This is a genomic window from Clostridium sp. UBA1652 (assembly GCF_002320975.1).
Taxonomy (GTDB): Bacteria; Bacillota; Clostridia; order Clostridiales; family Clostridiaceae; genus Clostridium_T; species Clostridium_T intestinale.
On sequence record NZ_DCLI01000092.1, the window covers coordinates 265184 to 281420 of the forward strand.

Sequence of the window (16237 nt, forward strand, 5' to 3'; positions counted from 1 at the left end):
GAGGTATCATATGTCAAAATTATTTAACTCAATACAAATAGGTTCTTTAAATTTAAACAGCAGATTAGTTATGCCACCTATGGCAACTGGAAAAGCTCCGGACGGAAATGTTACTGAAGATATATTAAAATACTATGATGATAAATCTCAAGGAGGTTATATAGGACTAATTGTAATAGAACATAGCTATATTAACCCTGAAGGAAAAGCTCACAAAAATCAACTTTCGGTAAGTGAAGGCGTTGATATAGATAAACTAAAAGCCTTAGCTGATATCATCCATAAAAATGGTTCAAAGGCTGTTATGCAGATTAACCATGCAGGAATTCAAACCTCAGAGGAAGTTACTGGCTTCCCTTCAGTAGGGCCTTCTTCTGTTGCTAACTCTAAAGGTGTTGTAGCTAAAGAGCTTTCTGTAGATGAAATAAAAGGTATAGTTAAAGCTTTTGGAGAAGCTGCTTCTAGAGTAAAAGCGGCTGGATTCGATGGGGTAGAAATTCATGCAGCTCATGGATATTTACTACATCAATTCTTTACACCATTAACTAATAAAAGAACTGATTCTTATGGTGGAGATGTAAAAAATAGAATAAGAATTCATCTTGAAGTTATTGAGGCTGTTAGAAAAGCTGTGGGGGAAAACTTCCCTATATTATTAAGATTAGGTGCTTCGGACTATACAGAAGGTGGAGTTACTATTGAAGACAGCTTAGTAGCTGGAGTTGAGTTTGAAAAGGCAGGAATAAACATTCTAGATGTTTCAGGTGGAGTTAGAGGATTTGTTGTTCCTGGAGCTAATGAAGAAGGTTATTTCTGGCCACTTACTGAAGCTCTTAAAGAAGCATTATCTATTCCAGTAGTTCTTACAGGTGGTATAGTTACCCCTGAAGCAGCAGAGAAGCTTTTACAAGAAGAGAAAGCTGATCTTATTGGTGTGGGAAGAGCTATATATAAAGACTCTGAATGGTCTAAAAAGGCATTTGAAAGATTAAAATAGTTAAAAGTGAATAGAGAAGAGTTAATGGTTTAGGTTAAAATTCAGCCTTGCTGAATTTCTTCATTAACTCTTCATTCTTAACTATTAACTGTTAACTAATACTTAAATTAGATAACTTATGACTACAATTAATATTCCTCCAAGTGGAATAGTTAGTCCATTAAAGGTAGTACTAATAATACCCTGCTTAGTAAAGTTCTCATAAAATTTAGTTGTACTTCGTTCTTTTTCTGTAGCTCTTAAGTTCATATAGGATGAGTATTGAGATCCTTGAAATCCTAAGGATGTCATGTCTAATCCTGAGGAGTTACCTCCCATAACTAAGAAAAAGCCTATTACAGTTACTATTAATCCTTCTATTAAAAGAACATCTTGTATCCTATAAGGATATCTTGATGAAATACCCATTGCAACTAATATTCCTACGGTCATTAATATAAAACCTAACCCAAAGGATGCTATTAACTTTCTTATATTAAGTTTTAAATCATGATGTCTGCCTTGAGGATTAATCCTTTTATAAGATTCAGGATGAAGATGAGTACTTATAGCATTTTTTAATATATCAAATATTAGAGCTATATTTATATTTCCTGACTCTTTAATTACGTCCTTAATCTCCTCTCCATACCTCTCTCTCCATTCCTTAGGATAAAGAAGAATTAAGAGGTCTATAAGCCTCATGTTAACCTCAATCTACTTTTTCCAGTAGATATTATCTTATTTATATGCTCTAGCTGAAAACTTAAAAGTCTCTTTCCTTCTTCTGTTATTGTATAAGGAATTTTCCTATCCTCGGTTATCACAGGCTTTATAAGATTATTTTTTTCTAATCTTGATATAGCTCCATATAATGTCCCTGCCCCTAGCTCGATAGAGAAATTATTTTTTAGATCTTCCATAATGGCATAACCATGCTTATCCTCTTCTGCTAGGCTAATTAGTATTAATAAAGAAATATCCTTGAACTTACCCATTTCCTCTAAATTCATAAACTCACCGCCTTATTACGTTATACTTTATATCGTATAACGTAATAGTATCAGTTTATTATTTCTATGTCAATATTATCCACTAAAATTCTATATTTTCCTCTATTTCTTTGAAGTGATAGCGGTGCATATTTTTTATGGGTAATATGTCTATTAGTTTACTAGAATAAAAATCTATTCTGTAGTTGCATATATCCTTTTTTCTTTGGAAATAATTTGTTGTTTCTGTTATTGATTGAACACTATTCATCTTAATTATTATGGAGGTTTTGCTAAAGGCTCCAAAGCTTCCATAAAATATCCTTTTATCATATCCCATTGTGTTGTTTTTATATTCTACATAACAGCTAAATATTATTATTGGCATAAACATAAATATAAAAACTGCTTTGTGGAAAATGAAACTTATCACTAAAAAAATCACAATACTAAAAATCACTGGGAAGATAAAGAATCTTTTTCTTGCATTTTTAGGCGGATATTTTAATTCAATATTTTCAAAATTAAAATTTGGAATTAAAGTATCTATTAATATGTTTAACTTCCCTTTATTAGTTAAGGGATAAAAAATTGCTTCTTCCTTTTCTTCATCTCCATAACCTGCTGTAACAACTTCAACCTTATATTGCTTAAACCACTGATTTATAAGCGTTTGCTTTAATTTTATAGCTTGTATATTTTTAATAGGTAATATGTATTTTTTTAAGCTTATTAAACCATATTGGATGTTTAGTTTATTATCTTGTTCATATATTATAAAGTTGTAGTATCTAATAAATGTTACTATAACAGATACTATAAATGAAAGGATATAAATTACTGTAAATAATTGAATTGAAAATACAATTATTTCTCCCATAGATTTTTTAATTACATCTTCTATGTTAAAGTACTTATCTACATATTTGCTTATATCTAGTTTTAGTGTATCTAATAAATCATCCAAAAATGTAAAGGAAGATACAATAAGTGTTACTATTAAGCCAAGTTTATTTTTTGTTAATGCCAATATAAATAGTTCTCTATTAGTGCATTTAAATTCCTTTGATCTCTCTTTATCTGGTACAGTGTTAGCTTTCTGAATTTTTGAATCTGTAGTTGTTTCTATTACACTTTTTATATAATCTATTCGCTCTTTATTTAATACTATATCTACTTCGGCTTTTCCTAAAGTAGTACTTCCACTATCAACCTTAAGCCTGTAAATACCTATGATTCTCTGAAGAAAACTTTGTCCTATATCTATAGTTGCAATATTATCTTTTGATAAAGTTAATACTGTTTTACTGATTATTCCGGTTTGATAATATAGCATATTATCTTTTAAATAAAACTTTTTAGTATACCAAACTAATATACTGTATATTGCCATTAACATACATATGCCTGCACCAATAGCAATACTAACTAAAATTTCATTATTTAAAACCATGGGTATAAAGATAAAAAAGTTACCTTTTATGTATTTAAAGGTCTGAGATATTATGGTTGATGGGTGATTTCTTTGAGGTTTATCCATTATTATCTACCCCCGTTTCCTGGGGTTCTAATAGTATCTCTTCCTCTAGTACTTGCTCTTGCTCATTTGCTCTATCCTTGAGTTTTTTAATTACCCTATTATTTATGTAATCACAAATTTCATCTGCTGTTTCTTTTGGAAGTCCTACTAATCCAAATACTCCTCCAGCTGTTGATATACTTACAGTAGCTATTTTATATAGCTTATTTATAGGACCTTGATTAACGGTTATGTGTTGGATTCTAAGCATTGGTATAATAGTGTGCTGTACAAAAAATATTCCATGATAAAACTCAATTTTATCTTCTGTAATACTATATTTCCACTGCCTGTACTCTATTTTAGGATATAAAAAAGCATTTAGAGCAAGCAAGAGTAGTATAACCCCTTGAATTATAGTAGCTACTAAAACAAAAGTCTCATCCCAGTTTTTTATAAATATTCTTATCCCTATAAATATTGCTAAAAATATTAGGAATGTTATAACTCTTGCTGTCCTCCAGGACTTTACTGCTTTTTTATCTACATTTTTAAATTCATTAACTTCTCCATCCTTTTCAATATACTCGTATGTCTCTCTTTCTTCCATCTTCATCCCCCTAAGAATTATATTTATTTCCTTATATTTCATTATTATAACTTAAAATAGACAATAATTATCCTTAAATAATTATTAAAAAATATATTACAATCCATAATTTTATGATAATATATTAACTAATCTTATCAATAATAAGGAGTTTTATATGAAACAATTAAAAACAAAAGGCTTTTTAGTAGTACTTGGAGCTGTTTTGCTTCAATTGTGTATTGGCTCTATTTATTCATGGAGTCTTTTTAATGAACCTATTGCTACCTATCTTGATATTTCAAAAAGCAAGGTTGTCCTTACTTTTTCTATAACGGTATTTGTATTTGCTTTTGTGACTATATTTTCTGGAAAACTTCAAGACAAAATTGGTCCTAAACCTGTAGCAATGATTGGTGGAGCTTTTTATTCTATTGGTTTGTTTTTATGTTCAAAATCCACATCTCTTTTAGATTTCTATATATACTACGGCTTTGTTGCTGGTATAGGTATTGGCTTCGTTTATGTATGTCCTTTATCAACTTGCATAAAATGGTTCCCAAATCATAAAGGATTAGTTACTGGAATTTCTGTTGGAGCTTTTGGCCTTGGAAGTTTAGTTTTCAACCCATTAATTCAAGCTTTATTAGCTTCTCTGGGAATCTCTAAGACGTTTTTGTTTTTATCTATAATAAATTTAGTTTTGATTTTTATAGGCTCTAACTTATTATCTTTACCTGATGAGTCATTAACTATTAAAAACAAGGTTGTAGCCATTAATAAAAACTATACACCTATGGAAATGGTGAAAACTAAAAATTTTCCTCTTCTATGGATAGCTTATTTATTTGGAACTATGAGTGGACTTTTAGTAATTGGCTTAGCTAGGGACATAGGAATTGAATTAGCTGGTCTTTCTCCTAAAGCAGCCGCTACTGCTGTATCTGCTGTTGCTATATTTAATGCTACTGGAAGACTTTTTTGGGGAACTCTCTCAGATAAAATAGGAAGAATAAAGGTAATAAGCATATTATTTGGAATCACTACAGTATGTATGATACTTAAGAGTGTTTTAACCCTTAATATAATAAGTTACTTTTTAACTTTGGGAGGAGTAACCTTCTGCTTTGGAGGTTTTTTATCTGTGTATCCTACTATAACCGGGGACTTTTTTGGGCTTAAAAATCTAGGTTCAAACTACGGCTTGATGTATCAAGCTTATGGTATAGCAGCTTTAGTTGGTCCACTTATATCAGCCGCAGCCGGAAACTTAAAATTAACCTTTATTATCTCAGCTATTTTATCTTTAATAGGTCTAATTATATCTCTTTTTATAAAATCTCCTTTTAGAAAAGCGGACTCTATTTAAAAGTTAAATAGAAAAAGGCTAAACATTAAATCATATTTAGCCTTTTTCATATTACAAATTAATTTTAATAATGTACTCTTACTAACCAAAATTTTATTTTTTTATCACTCCATCCAAGATCCCATGGTATATTGTTTCTATCTGTATTATGACATGTAACTAAGGAATATCCTTTCGAATCTGCTCCAGTTACTGTTGAAATATGAGTTATATCACCCTTCTTCTCATAAGCCACAAAATCTCCTGGCAGTAATTTATAAGAAGCTTTATAAACCTTCTCATAACTACCTTTAGCTATAATTGAAGCTCTACCGCTATTTATCATATAAGATGTAAATTTATCTGCATTTACCCAAGGACCAGTAGCACTTCCTTTATCATAATTCCAAGTACCATTCTTTTTAAATTTTCCACCTTCACTTAATATCTGAGAAGCAAAATTTGCGCAATCTCCACCCTCAGGATTAAAGTCTCTGTATTTCTTATTATACTTAAATCCATATTCAGGAGCTGTAGCTGCACCACAGTATTGCATAGCATAAGCTACGGCATTTTTTCTTCTCTCGTTTATTTCTGACATGTCTCTCCCTGGCTGAGCTGCTATATACTCTTTAATATCTTGAGCTTTTATATTTTCTAAACTTAATGAATCAGCAAAGGGGTCTGTATACCACTCTTTTGTTATTATCCATTGACCATCCCTATTGGTTAATGTCATTGAATGATATGTTCCTATCCTAGAACTATTCACTTCATCGGGTTTATCTTCATACACATATTTATATTCTGTATTACAAAGTATATTAAAATAACATTTTTCAGTTCCATTTTTTTTAGAACTTCTAACAACTATTTTAGGTATTATATCTACAAATTTTATTCCTTGTTTTTCTGCCCAGTTATTTATATACTTAACCTTTCTCTCCTCATACTCATATGCCCATTGACCGTATTTTGTATCAGTTGCATATAAGGTATCTATAAGCTCTAAATCTTTTTCTAAAACAGCCTTATTTTTACTTACAAATATGGTTTCCACAAAGTCTAAAACTTCTTGGTCTACACTTTCTGCATTTGCCACTTGTGGAATATTTAATTTAATTAGAGAAAGAAATAATGTGAAAACTATAAACTTATTTACTGCTTTCCTGTATCGTTTTATAGGCAAGCTCATAGATACTTCTCCTTTCTTAACCTGTTTATTTTAAATTATCATTGATAATTTCTATAAATTCCTTAGTGGCTTCATCTTCTGGAGCTCCCTTATACCAACTTCCCTCTTCACCACTCCAACCACCAAAATATTTAGCTTTTAATATAATTTCAGGTCTATATTCAAAATGTAAAATATCAAAATGTCCCCATTTTCCTCCCCAGACAAAATTATTTTTTTCAAAAGCTTCAACTAACTCTTTAGGATATTGTAGAAGTCTAGAGTTACCATCCTTTTCTGAACTCCATTTCCAATAATCTCTTTTATCGCTTTTTAAATCTATTGCTATTCCATAAGAATGAGGACTTAATCTTCCTGTACCTGATATAACTCTATAGTTAAAGGTTCCACTTGCAGGATATAGTATACCTCCTATATCTCCTCTGCTTTTTGCTAAGGGCATAACTTCTTTTAGCGCGGTTTCTAAAGAAGTTTTTGCACCATTTTTACTATTAAATTGATAATTGGTATACCCATATTGAAGCGCTATTAGATTAGTTTCTATAGCCTTTTTAGAATCTCCATATACTTCATTAAAAATCTCATAAGACCTTGCTCTTCCTGGATCAAAATCCTTTTTCATTATTTCTTTAGGCATTTCTAAAGGATATATTTGTTCCATCATATCTTGTAAATCTGGATCTTGAAGTTTGTCATCATGGGTTTTATTTCTTTTATCATCATATAAGACCTTTTTTCCTGATTTCATAATTAAATAAACTTTATCACCATTTTTTTCTACCGACTTTACATGTTCAGGATATGCAAGTTTTAAGGTAAGTAAATCTTGTTTCATTGTTATTAAATAATCTCGCTCTTCCGTAGCTGATGTAATTTTAGGAATATTTATAACTATTAAAATTAAAAATAATAACCTATATAAGTTTTTTTTCATTTTTTCACCTCTTAAATCCATATAAATATATCCTGTCCTGAGTTTTAGCATAGTATGTGTTATAGATTTTTTTAAATTTACAAATTAATTTATCTTATAGTATAATTTACCGAAATAGCGAAATATTTAAGGGGCTGATATTTATGAACGTAATTGATATATGTATGGGTATTCAAGCTGATATAGTTAAATGGAGAAGAGATCTTCATGAAATACCTGAACTAGGAATGGAGTTAGAAAAAACACACAAATATGTAACTGACGAACTTAGCAAAATGAACATTTCCTACAAAACCATAAGTAAAACTGGAATTGTAGCTATAATAGAAGGAATTTCAGATGGACCAACTATAGGAATAAGAGCTGATATGGATGGACTTCCTATTAAAGAAAAAACTAAATTACCTTTTTCATCTAAAAATAATTGTATGCATGCCTGTGGTCATGATGCTCATACTTCTATGCTTTTAGCAACAGCAAAAATTTTATCTGAAAATAAAAATTTATTAAAAGGAAATGTAAAACTTATATTTCAACCAGCTGAAGAAATTTCTTCTGGAGCAGAAGCTATGATAAAGGAAGGAGTATTAGAAAATCCTAAGGTTGATTTTATATTAGGTCTTCATATAGGCGCCTTATTCCCTGAGGTTAAACTTGGTATGATTGGGGTTAAATCTGGTTATATAACTTCAGCTGTAGATAAAATATCTGTAATTGTAAAAGGAAAAGGTGGACATGGAGCTATGCCACATCTCTCTGTAGACCCTATCTTAATTGCTTCTGAAATAATATCTTCATTACAAAAAATAGTAAGTAGAGAGACAAATCCACATCATCCAGTTGTTGTGACTATAGGATCAATAAATGGTGGTTCTAGCTGGAACATCATACCTGAAAAAGTTACTTTTGAAGGTACTATAAGAAGCATATATCCTGAAGATAGAGATATGTTAGAAAAAAGAGTAGTTGAGATTTGTGAAGGAGTTGGTAAAGCAAATGGTGCAGAAGTAAAAGCCCTATACGAAAGAATCTGTCCATCTGTAAATAATAATCCTAATACTACTAATCTCCTAATTAAGTCCGCTGAAAAAATAGTAGGCAACGAAAAACTTCTTATTTTAGAAAATCCTACTATGGTTTCAGAAGATATGGCTTATTATTTAGAAGAAGTTCCAGGAACTTTCTTTTTCTTAGGCTCAAATAATCCACATAAGAAAATAATTTATCCACATCATCACCCGAAATTTACTGTGGATGAAGATGTTTTGTGGATAGGTCCAGCTGTATTTATACAAAGTGTTTTTGATTTTTTTGATTTGATTTAAGATATTTGTTTTAATAAAAACAGCCCCTATTAATTATAGAGGCTGTTTAACTTATTTATATATAGTTTTCTTACTTCTTCTATTTCCCCTAATGATTTATCAATTTTTTCAACTTCAAAACCATTATTAATAAGGAGTTCTTCCCAAGCATCTAAATCCTTAGTTCCATGTTTACCTCTCATTAAAAGCAGTGGCTGTAGGACTATTTTATTTATATTCCTAGACTTAATCATATGTATAATATCTTCTAAGGTAGGCGTACCTTCTAAAGTTCCTATAAGAACTTTTCCATAACCTTTATTAATAAACTCCTGTTGAAGTTTTAAATAGCTGTTATTCCCCTCATGATTAGTTCCATGAGCCATATAGACATAATTAAGTTCTTTTGATGGATCAAGTGAGTTTATTAGATTCATGTAGTCCTCATCCTCACTTAATAAAGGTGTAGCTACTACTGCTGTAATTCTATTTCTATAGCTTTCTACAACATCTAATAAATCAAGATACTCTTTTCCTGGTATAAGATGGAGTGGAAGTATAAAGACTTCTGTGCATCCTAGTTCAATTAAAGCTTCAAGCTCTTCCTCAAGATTATTTACCTTTATCCCTGATTGTTTAAAAAGTTTATTAATAATAAATTTAGAAGTAAATGCAAGTCTAACTTCATCCCCTGAAAACTCTTTTTTAATCTCTTTAATCAATGGCTTTAACGATGAATTTACTCCCTCTAGATTAGCTGTTCCATGAGTTACTACTAATATAGCTTTCATGGTTTTATCCTCTAAAAGATTTAAAGACTTCAATAAATTTATCTATATGAGCTTCTTCATGTTTTACAGATAAGAATAAAGCTTCAAACTGTGACGGTGGAAGATAGATACCATGCTCAAGCATATGTTTAAAGTATCTTACAAATCTTTCTTTATCACATTTTTTAACATCTTCATAGGTTTCAACTTTTTCTCCTTCTGTGAAAAACAAGGTAAGCATTCCTCCAGCTCTATTTATAACTACTGGAACTCCATTTTCCTTTGAAGCTTCTTTAATTCCTTTTTCTAATCTCTCACCCAAGGCATTTATACGATTATAGTATTCTGGATTATTATGAAGCTTCTTTAAAGTTGCTAAACCAGCTGCCATAACTATAGGATTTCCAGACATTGTTCCTGCCTGATATACTGGTCCCATTGGGGAAAGCATCTCCATTATCTCTTTTCTTCCTGTGTAAGCACCACAAGGAAGTCCTCCACCCATTATCTTTGCGTAAGTTACAAGGTCAGGTTTTACCTTAAATAGGCTTTGTGCACCTTTATAAGCTACCCTAAATCCACTCATTACTTCATCAAATATTAATAGAGTTCCGTATTCATCACAAAGACTTCTAAGTTCAACCATAAACTCATCATTAGCCTTTATAACTCCCATATTTCCTGCTACAGGTTCTATAATAACAGCACCAATATCTTTTCCTTTTTCATTAAATACAGTTCTAATACTATCTATATTGTTATATTCAGCTACCAAGGTATTTTCTATGTTTTCTCTTGGAATACCTGCACTTCCTGCAATACCAGTAGTAAGTACCCCAGAACCTGCCTCCACTAAAAATCCTTCAAAATGTCCATGATAACAACCAGAGAATTTAAGTATCTTATCTCTTTTTGTGTATCCTCTAGCAAGCTTAACAGCGCTCATGGTTGCCTCTGTACCTGAGTTAACCATTCTCACCATTTCTACATTATCTAGGGTTTCACACATAAACTTAGCTAAATCTAATTCAAGCTTTGTAGGTGAGCCAAAAGCTATAGCACTTTTTGAAGTGTTATTAATAGCTTCAACTACATCTTCATCGCAATGTCCTAAAAACATAGGCCCCCAAGCTAAAACAAAATCCACATACTCTTTTCCATCTTCATCATATATGTAAACTCCCTTGCCCTCTTTTATTATAGGAGGATTCATCCCTACATTATTAAAAGCTCTAACTGGACTGTTAACTCCACCAGGCATAAATTCTTTTGAGGTTTCAAATATTTCTTTGTTACTCACAATACCACTCCTTTATTAGCAAGATTATATTTCTTTAAGCCATTTAGCTGCTTCTAGAGAATAATAGGTTATTATTATATCTGCTCCTGCCCTTTTCATTGATAAAAGCATCTCTAAAGCTATCTTCTTTTCATCTATCCATCCCATTTTAGCTCCAGCTTTAACCATGGCATATTCGCCACTTACATTATAGGCAGCTATAGGATAGTCAAAATTATCTCTAGCCTTTCTTATAACATCTAAATAAGACAAAGCAGGTTTAACCATTATTATGTCTGCTCCCTCTTCAATATCTTGCTCCATTTCTCTTATAGCTTCTCTTAAGTTTGCTGGGTCCATTTGATAGGTTTTTCTGTCTCCAAATTGAGGCGCTGAATTTGCAGCTTCTCTAAATGGTCCATAAAAAGCTGAACAATATTTAGCCGAATAAGCCATTATAGGTATATGTTTATAATTGTTTTTGTCTAATACCGCTCTTATCTTACCTATTCTTCCATCCATCATATCAGAAGGAGCCACCATATCAGCACCAGCTTCAACATGGGATAAGGCTATTTTCCCTAAATACTCTATAGTCTCATCATTATCAACATCAGTTCCATGTATTATCCCACAATGCCCGTGATCTGTATACTCACACATACAAACATCTGTTATAACTAATATATCTTTATCTAATTCTTTTATTTTTCTTATAGCTTTTTGAACAATTCCTTCCTCATTATAAGCTTCTGAACCACAAGCATCTTTATGCTCTGGTATACCAAAAAGCATTAATCCTCTTACTTTAGCTTCTTTAATTTCTTTAACTACCTCTTCTAATCTATCTATCGAGTAATGATAATTCCCAGGAAGAGAGCTTATTTCATTTTTTATATTTTCTCCTTCTACTACAAATATAGGATATATAAAATCATCTGAGCTTAAGCTGTTTTCTCTAACTAGTGCTCTAGTAGCTTCATTTACTCTTAATCTTCTTCCTCTCTTTATCACTTTAACTTCCTCCATATTTCTTTTATCTCTTCTATAAGTCCGTCATCACTATGTTCCTTGCATACTACAGCATCTATTTTATTTTCAATAAGTGTTTTTAAAGTTATTGGTCCTATAGCTACAACCTTTTTATCTTTTAAAGCTTCTATTCCTACCATTTCTATCATGCTGTTTACTGTACTAGGGCTTGTAAATAGTACCATATCAACTTCTTCAAAGGCTCTTGGATTTTTGATTTCTCCTTTTATTGTTTCATACATAGAAACTTTATCTACTTCTAATCCAAGCTTTCTTATTTCTTCTGATAAGTAATCCCTAGCTTGAAGAGAACATGGTATTAATACCTTCTCCCCTTTATTTAATTTAGGCTCTAAAACCTTAAATAAGCCTTCCCCTAAAAACTCTCTCGCCATAAGGTCTGGAATTATTCCTCTATCTGTTAACGCCTTTGAAGTTGCTTTTCCTACAACACTAAAGCTAGCTTTTAGTTTTCTAACATCAAATTTTATATTTCTTAAATAATCAAAAAAGAAGTTTACACCATTTACAGAAGTAAAAACTATATGATTGTAATCTTCTAATTTATCCATATACGGATTTAAATTATCTGAAGTATCCTTAAATCTTATGGAGTTTATTTCAGTAACCTCTGCACCTAAATCCTTTAGAGTTTCTCTAAGCTTAGAAGCTTGATTTCTAGAACGTGTAACACAAATATTAGCTCCAAATAAAGGTTTATTTCCATACCAGTCTAAACTTTCATTAAGGTCTACAACATCCCCTACTACAATTATACATGGTGACTTTAGTCCAGCTTTTACACTTTTAGAGTGTATATCTTCTAAGGTTCCAACTACCTTTTTTTGTTTAGAAGATGTTCCTCTCATAATTATAGCTGCCTTAGATTCCTTACTCTTTCCGTTAGCTAATAATCTTTCAACTATATCCTCAAGATTTTCTAACCCCATTAAAAATACTAAGGTTCCGTTTTCCTTAGCTAAAGCTTCCCAATTAACTTTTAGTGAACTTGCTGACATTCCAGTAACTACATGAAAACTTTGGGACATTGCTCTTTGAGTTATAGGTATTCCACCATAATTAAGTACAGAAATAGCAGAGGTAACACCAGGAATTACTTCAAAGTCTATGTTTTCTTTAACTAACTCTAAAGCTTCCTCTCCACCTCTTCCAAAAACATAAGGGTCTCCCCCCTTAACTCTTCCAACTATATGTCCCTCTTTAGCTAATTTAACTAAAGTTTGATTTATTTCATCTTGAGTTTTATAATGTGAACCTGGCTCTTTGCCACAATAGTAAACTTCACAATCATCATTTATATAATTTAAAACATTATTTCCTACTAATCTATCATAAAGAACAGCTGTACATTCTTTTAACTTTCTTACAGCTTTCACAGTTATAAGTTCCTCATCTCCAGGACCTGCCCCAATTAAATAAACTTTACTCATGTTCTCCTCCTTAAGCTTTTAATATAAGATTAGCCAATCTTTTTCCTAAATCTATATTATCTTCTTTATTTCCTAATATATCTTTTTTAATTATCTGTCCATCAATATCGTAGGTTCCAATCATATAAAGGTCATCCCCTTTAACTTCGCTGTATACACCTATTAATGTGTGGCAATCCCCATTTAATGTCCTCATAAAGCTTCTTTCAGCCTCTAAAACACATCTAACTTCTTTATTGTCTAAAGCTTCAAACAAGGCTCTCTTATCACTATTTTTAAGAACCTCTATTCCTAATGCCCCTTGCCCTACTGCTGGTAACATCTCCTTAGGGTCAAAATAAGTAGTTATAATATCCTCTAAACCTAATCTCTTTAATCCTGCTGCTGCTAATATTATTCCATCTAAGTTTTGAGTTTTCATCTTCTCTAATCTTGTTTGAACATTCCCTCTAATAGGAACTATATCTAAATCATTACGTAAGTTTTTTAGCTGACCTGCTCTTCTTATACTGCTGGTTCCTATTTTAGCTCCTGTTTTAAGTTCTTTAAAATCTATTCCTTCTCTTGATATAAAAACATCTCTTACATCTTCTCTTTCTGGAACAGCTGCAATCATAAAGGCATCATCTAAAGCATAAGGAACATCCTTCATACTATGAACAGCTCCATGAGCTCTCTCCTCTAATAAGGCCAGTTCTATATCCTTAACAAAAACCCCTTTTCCTCCAATCTTATCTAAAGTTACATCAAGTCTTCTATCTCCTTCTGTAACTATAAGAAGCTTTTCACTATTAATTCCATGAGTTTTATTCAATAATTCCATAACTAACTCCGTCTGGGCTTGAGCTAGCTTACTTTTTCTAGTAGCAATAATTAAACTCATAATCTCCTCCACTTAATTAAATAATCTATGTACTAACTCTTCTTTAAAAAATAAAAGTAAACATTCTTTTTCTTTTCTTTTTTCCCACATAAACTTATAATCTTCTGTAGCAATAAAGCTTATTATTTCCTGTTTATATTCATTAAATTCTTTAGCCTTACTCCTAAGTTTATTTATAAATCCAATAAATTCATCATATTCTTTAAGGTTATTTTTTATTTCCTCTTTTATCATAAGAGAAGCTTTAGGATTTCCACCTTTAGTATTTAAAGCAAAGTTAATATTTCCCAGGGAATCTTGAATAGACATGGCAGCATTTCCATGTCTGTAATTGCCTGCATTTATAAATATTTTAGTCTGCTCTTCGCATTGGGAAATTATTTCCTTAACAACCTTCTCATCATCTATAGCTATTACTATTATATGTTTATCTTTAATAAAATCAGATTGATATGAACCTACTATAAGCTCAACTTCATTAAAATCTTCAAAACTATCAACAAAATCTTTTGCTAAAACCTCAACATTACATCCACGTTCTAAAAAACTAGCTGTCTTTATAGCCGCAGCTCTTCCTCCCCCTATAATCCCTACTTTAATTTTTTTAGGAATCAGGGAAAGAAACATAAACTCTAATTCATGAATATCTTCTCTATTATCCTTAGACATTCCTCATCACTTCCCTTTAAACGCTCTTCTTTAAGAACTTCAATAGCTCTATTTACATAGTAATGTGAAGTACTTTTTATAAGATTATCTGCTAACCTTTTAGGATCTTTAGATGAAAGCTTATTATTAAAGGTCTCTATTCTCTCTTCAGCTATCTTATTAGCATTTTCCTTCATCTTTTTTATGTAAGGAGTTATTTCCCTAATGTCTTTCCAAGTTTCAAAACTTTCTATATACTTATCTATTATGAATCTATTTTTATTCATCTTTTCTTTTCTAAGTTTTTTATTTTCTTCATCTATAAGAGCTATACTGTCTATGTCATAAACCTCAGCATCATTTCTTAAAGCTATACTCTCTTCAATGTCTCTAGGCATGGCGAGGTCAAATATTAAATAATTTTTCCCCTTAGGCAATTCCCTATTTTTTAATACTGTATGGGGAGCAGATGTGCACCCTATTATACACTTAACATCCTTTAATATTTCATTCTTCTCCTCAAAAGTTATAACTTTGACTCTACTATCATCTATGTTTTTTACTGAACTTTTATTTCTGACTACAATATATAAACTATCTATATTGTGAGTTAATATATATTTCACAGCTAGGCTTCCCATGTCTCCATATCCTATTACCATGAAGTCCTTAATTCCCTCTTTAAGTGCTTTGTTTACAGCTATAGATGGATAAGATACTGGTATTTCATATAACTTAGCCTCATTTCTAAATTCCTTACCACAAGTTATTGCCTCTTGAAATAAACGCTGAAGATTTCCATGAAGCCCTTTTACATTTAGAGAATTATCATAGGCTTCTTTAATCTGAGAAAGAATCTGATCTTCCCCTAAAATTTTAGAGTGAAGGCCACATGCAAGCTCCATTATATGCTTAACAACCTTTTCCTCTTTAATATGAAATATATATTCTCTTAATTCTTTATCCCATTCTAAAGTTTCAAATATCTTATATAAAATCTCATGACTTGAATCCTCAGAGTCAAAGTATATTTCTGTTCTATTACATGTATTTATTATCAATACTTCATTACAGAATTCCTTAATATTAATAACTTTATCTAATATATATTTATCTCTAATAACAAACTTTTCTCTTATATCTACACTTGTTCCTTTTAATATTCCGATTAGCTGAATCATTCTTTTCTCTCCTTTTAAGGAAACTCACTATACTCATTTTATACCAACCTCTTCTATATTTAAAGGTTTGTTTTCATAGTTTAAGTATCCCTCTAGGAAAGATGGGATTAAAAAGTTCTTCAATTCTTCAATTCTT

Annotated in this window: 16 protein-coding genes; 3 read left to right on the forward strand and 13 right to left on the reverse strand. The window is 31.0% G+C overall.

The features are described 5' to 3' along the window. The first annotated feature begins 10 nt into the window (after positions 1–10). Entirely contained in the window at positions 11–997 is a 987-nt protein-coding gene (locus tag B3N22_RS21975) for an oxidoreductase (protein ID WP_286910586.1), read from the forward strand. 102 nt (positions 998–1099) lie between these two features. Here B3N22_RS21975 and B3N22_RS21980 read toward each other — a convergent pair whose 3' ends face one another. The 4 genes from B3N22_RS21980 to B3N22_RS21995 all read right to left on the reverse strand — a co-directional run bounded on the left by B3N22_RS21980 (position 1100) and on the right by B3N22_RS21995 (position 4097). Further along, positions 1100–1681 (reverse strand): hypothetical protein, encoded by a 582-nt coding sequence (locus tag B3N22_RS21980; protein WP_286910588.1) that lies wholly within the window; start codon positions 1679–1681, stop codon positions 1100–1102. After that, a complete protein-coding gene (locus B3N22_RS21985; protein ID WP_238905335.1) occupies positions 1678–1989 on the reverse strand; it encodes a PadR family transcriptional regulator in 312 nt (103 codons plus the stop codon). Before B3N22_RS21985 ends, B3N22_RS21980 begins: the two co-directional genes overlap by 4 nt. An 82-nt stretch (positions 1990–2071) precedes the next feature. After that, positions 2072–3508 (reverse strand): PH domain-containing protein, encoded by a 1437-nt coding sequence (locus tag B3N22_RS21990; protein WP_286910590.1) that lies wholly within the window; start codon positions 3506–3508, stop codon positions 2072–2074. Beyond that, the gene (locus tag B3N22_RS21995) at positions 3501–4097 is read right to left on the reverse strand and encodes a PH domain-containing protein (RefSeq protein WP_286910592.1); all 597 of its coding nucleotides are present in this window, start codon (positions 4095–4097) and stop codon (positions 3501–3503) included. The genes B3N22_RS21990 and B3N22_RS21995 overlap by 8 nt, the downstream gene beginning before the upstream one ends. Before the next feature lie 157 nt (positions 4098–4254). Here B3N22_RS21995 and B3N22_RS22000 point away from each other — a divergent pair, with 157 nt between their 5' ends. Continuing rightward, complete coding sequence (locus tag B3N22_RS22000) at positions 4255–5445, forward strand: L-lactate MFS transporter (RefSeq protein ID WP_286910594.1); 1191 nt, start codon at positions 4255–4257, stop codon at positions 5443–5445. Positions 5446–5509: 64 nt separating this feature from the next. Here B3N22_RS22000 and B3N22_RS22005 read toward each other — a convergent pair whose 3' ends face one another. Together B3N22_RS22005 and B3N22_RS22010 are read right to left on the reverse strand one after the other, a co-directional pair. After that, on the reverse strand, positions 5510–6619 hold the full coding sequence (locus tag B3N22_RS22005) for an amidase domain-containing protein (protein WP_286910596.1): 1110 nt from the start codon (positions 6617–6619) through the stop codon (positions 5510–5512). A gap of 25 nt (positions 6620–6644) precedes the next feature. Beyond that, positions 6645–7553, reverse strand: a complete 909-nt coding sequence (locus tag B3N22_RS22010; protein WP_286910598.1) for a M15 family metallopeptidase — start codon at positions 7551–7553, stop codon at positions 6645–6647. A gap of 143 nt (positions 7554–7696) precedes the next feature. Between B3N22_RS22010 and B3N22_RS22015 the strand changes: the two genes are divergently transcribed. Continuing rightward, the gene (locus B3N22_RS22015) at positions 7697–8878 is read left to right on the forward strand and encodes a M20 metallopeptidase family protein (protein WP_286910600.1); all 1182 of its coding nucleotides are present in this window, start codon (positions 7697–7699) and stop codon (positions 8876–8878) included. A 29-nt stretch (positions 8879–8907) separates the two neighbouring features. On the opposite strand, the gene B3N22_RS22020 is transcribed toward B3N22_RS22015, so the two are convergent. The 7 genes from B3N22_RS22020 to hemA are packed head-to-tail and all read right to left on the reverse strand — an operon-like array spanning position 8908 to position 16101. Then, positions 8908–9648 (reverse strand): sirohydrochlorin cobaltochelatase, encoded by a 741-nt coding sequence (locus B3N22_RS22020; RefSeq protein WP_286910602.1) that lies wholly within the window; start codon positions 9646–9648, stop codon positions 8908–8910. 4 nt (positions 9649–9652) lie between these two features. Next, positions 9653–10927, reverse strand: coding sequence for a glutamate-1-semialdehyde 2,1-aminomutase (gene hemL / locus B3N22_RS22025; protein WP_286910604.1), 1275 nt, complete (start codon positions 10925–10927; stop codon positions 9653–9655). Positions 10928–10951: 24 nt separating this feature from the next. Next, positions 10952–11920 carry a porphobilinogen synthase gene (hemB, locus tag B3N22_RS22030; protein WP_286910606.1) on the reverse strand — a complete coding sequence of 323 codons (969 nt, stop codon included), beginning with the start codon at positions 11918–11920 and terminating at the stop codon, positions 10952–10954. Next, complete coding sequence (cobA, locus tag B3N22_RS22035) at positions 11917–13389, reverse strand: uroporphyrinogen-III C-methyltransferase (protein ID WP_286910608.1); 1473 nt, start codon at positions 13387–13389, stop codon at positions 11917–11919. The genes hemB and cobA overlap by 4 nt, the downstream gene beginning before the upstream one ends. 10 nt (positions 13390–13399) lie before the next feature. Beyond that, a complete protein-coding gene (hemC, locus tag B3N22_RS22040) occupies positions 13400–14272 on the reverse strand; it encodes a hydroxymethylbilane synthase (RefSeq protein WP_286910609.1) in 873 nt (290 codons plus the stop codon). A 12-nt stretch (positions 14273–14284) separates the two neighbouring features. Beyond that, complete coding sequence (locus tag B3N22_RS22045; RefSeq protein ID WP_286910611.1) at positions 14285–14941, reverse strand: NAD(P)-dependent oxidoreductase; 657 nt, start codon at positions 14939–14941, stop codon at positions 14285–14287. Next, positions 14905–16101 (reverse strand): glutamyl-tRNA reductase, encoded by a 1197-nt coding sequence (hemA, locus tag B3N22_RS22050; RefSeq protein WP_286910613.1) that lies wholly within the window; start codon positions 16099–16101, stop codon positions 14905–14907. The genes B3N22_RS22045 and hemA overlap by 37 nt, the downstream gene beginning before the upstream one ends. Between the last annotated feature and the right edge of the window lie 136 nt (positions 16102–16237).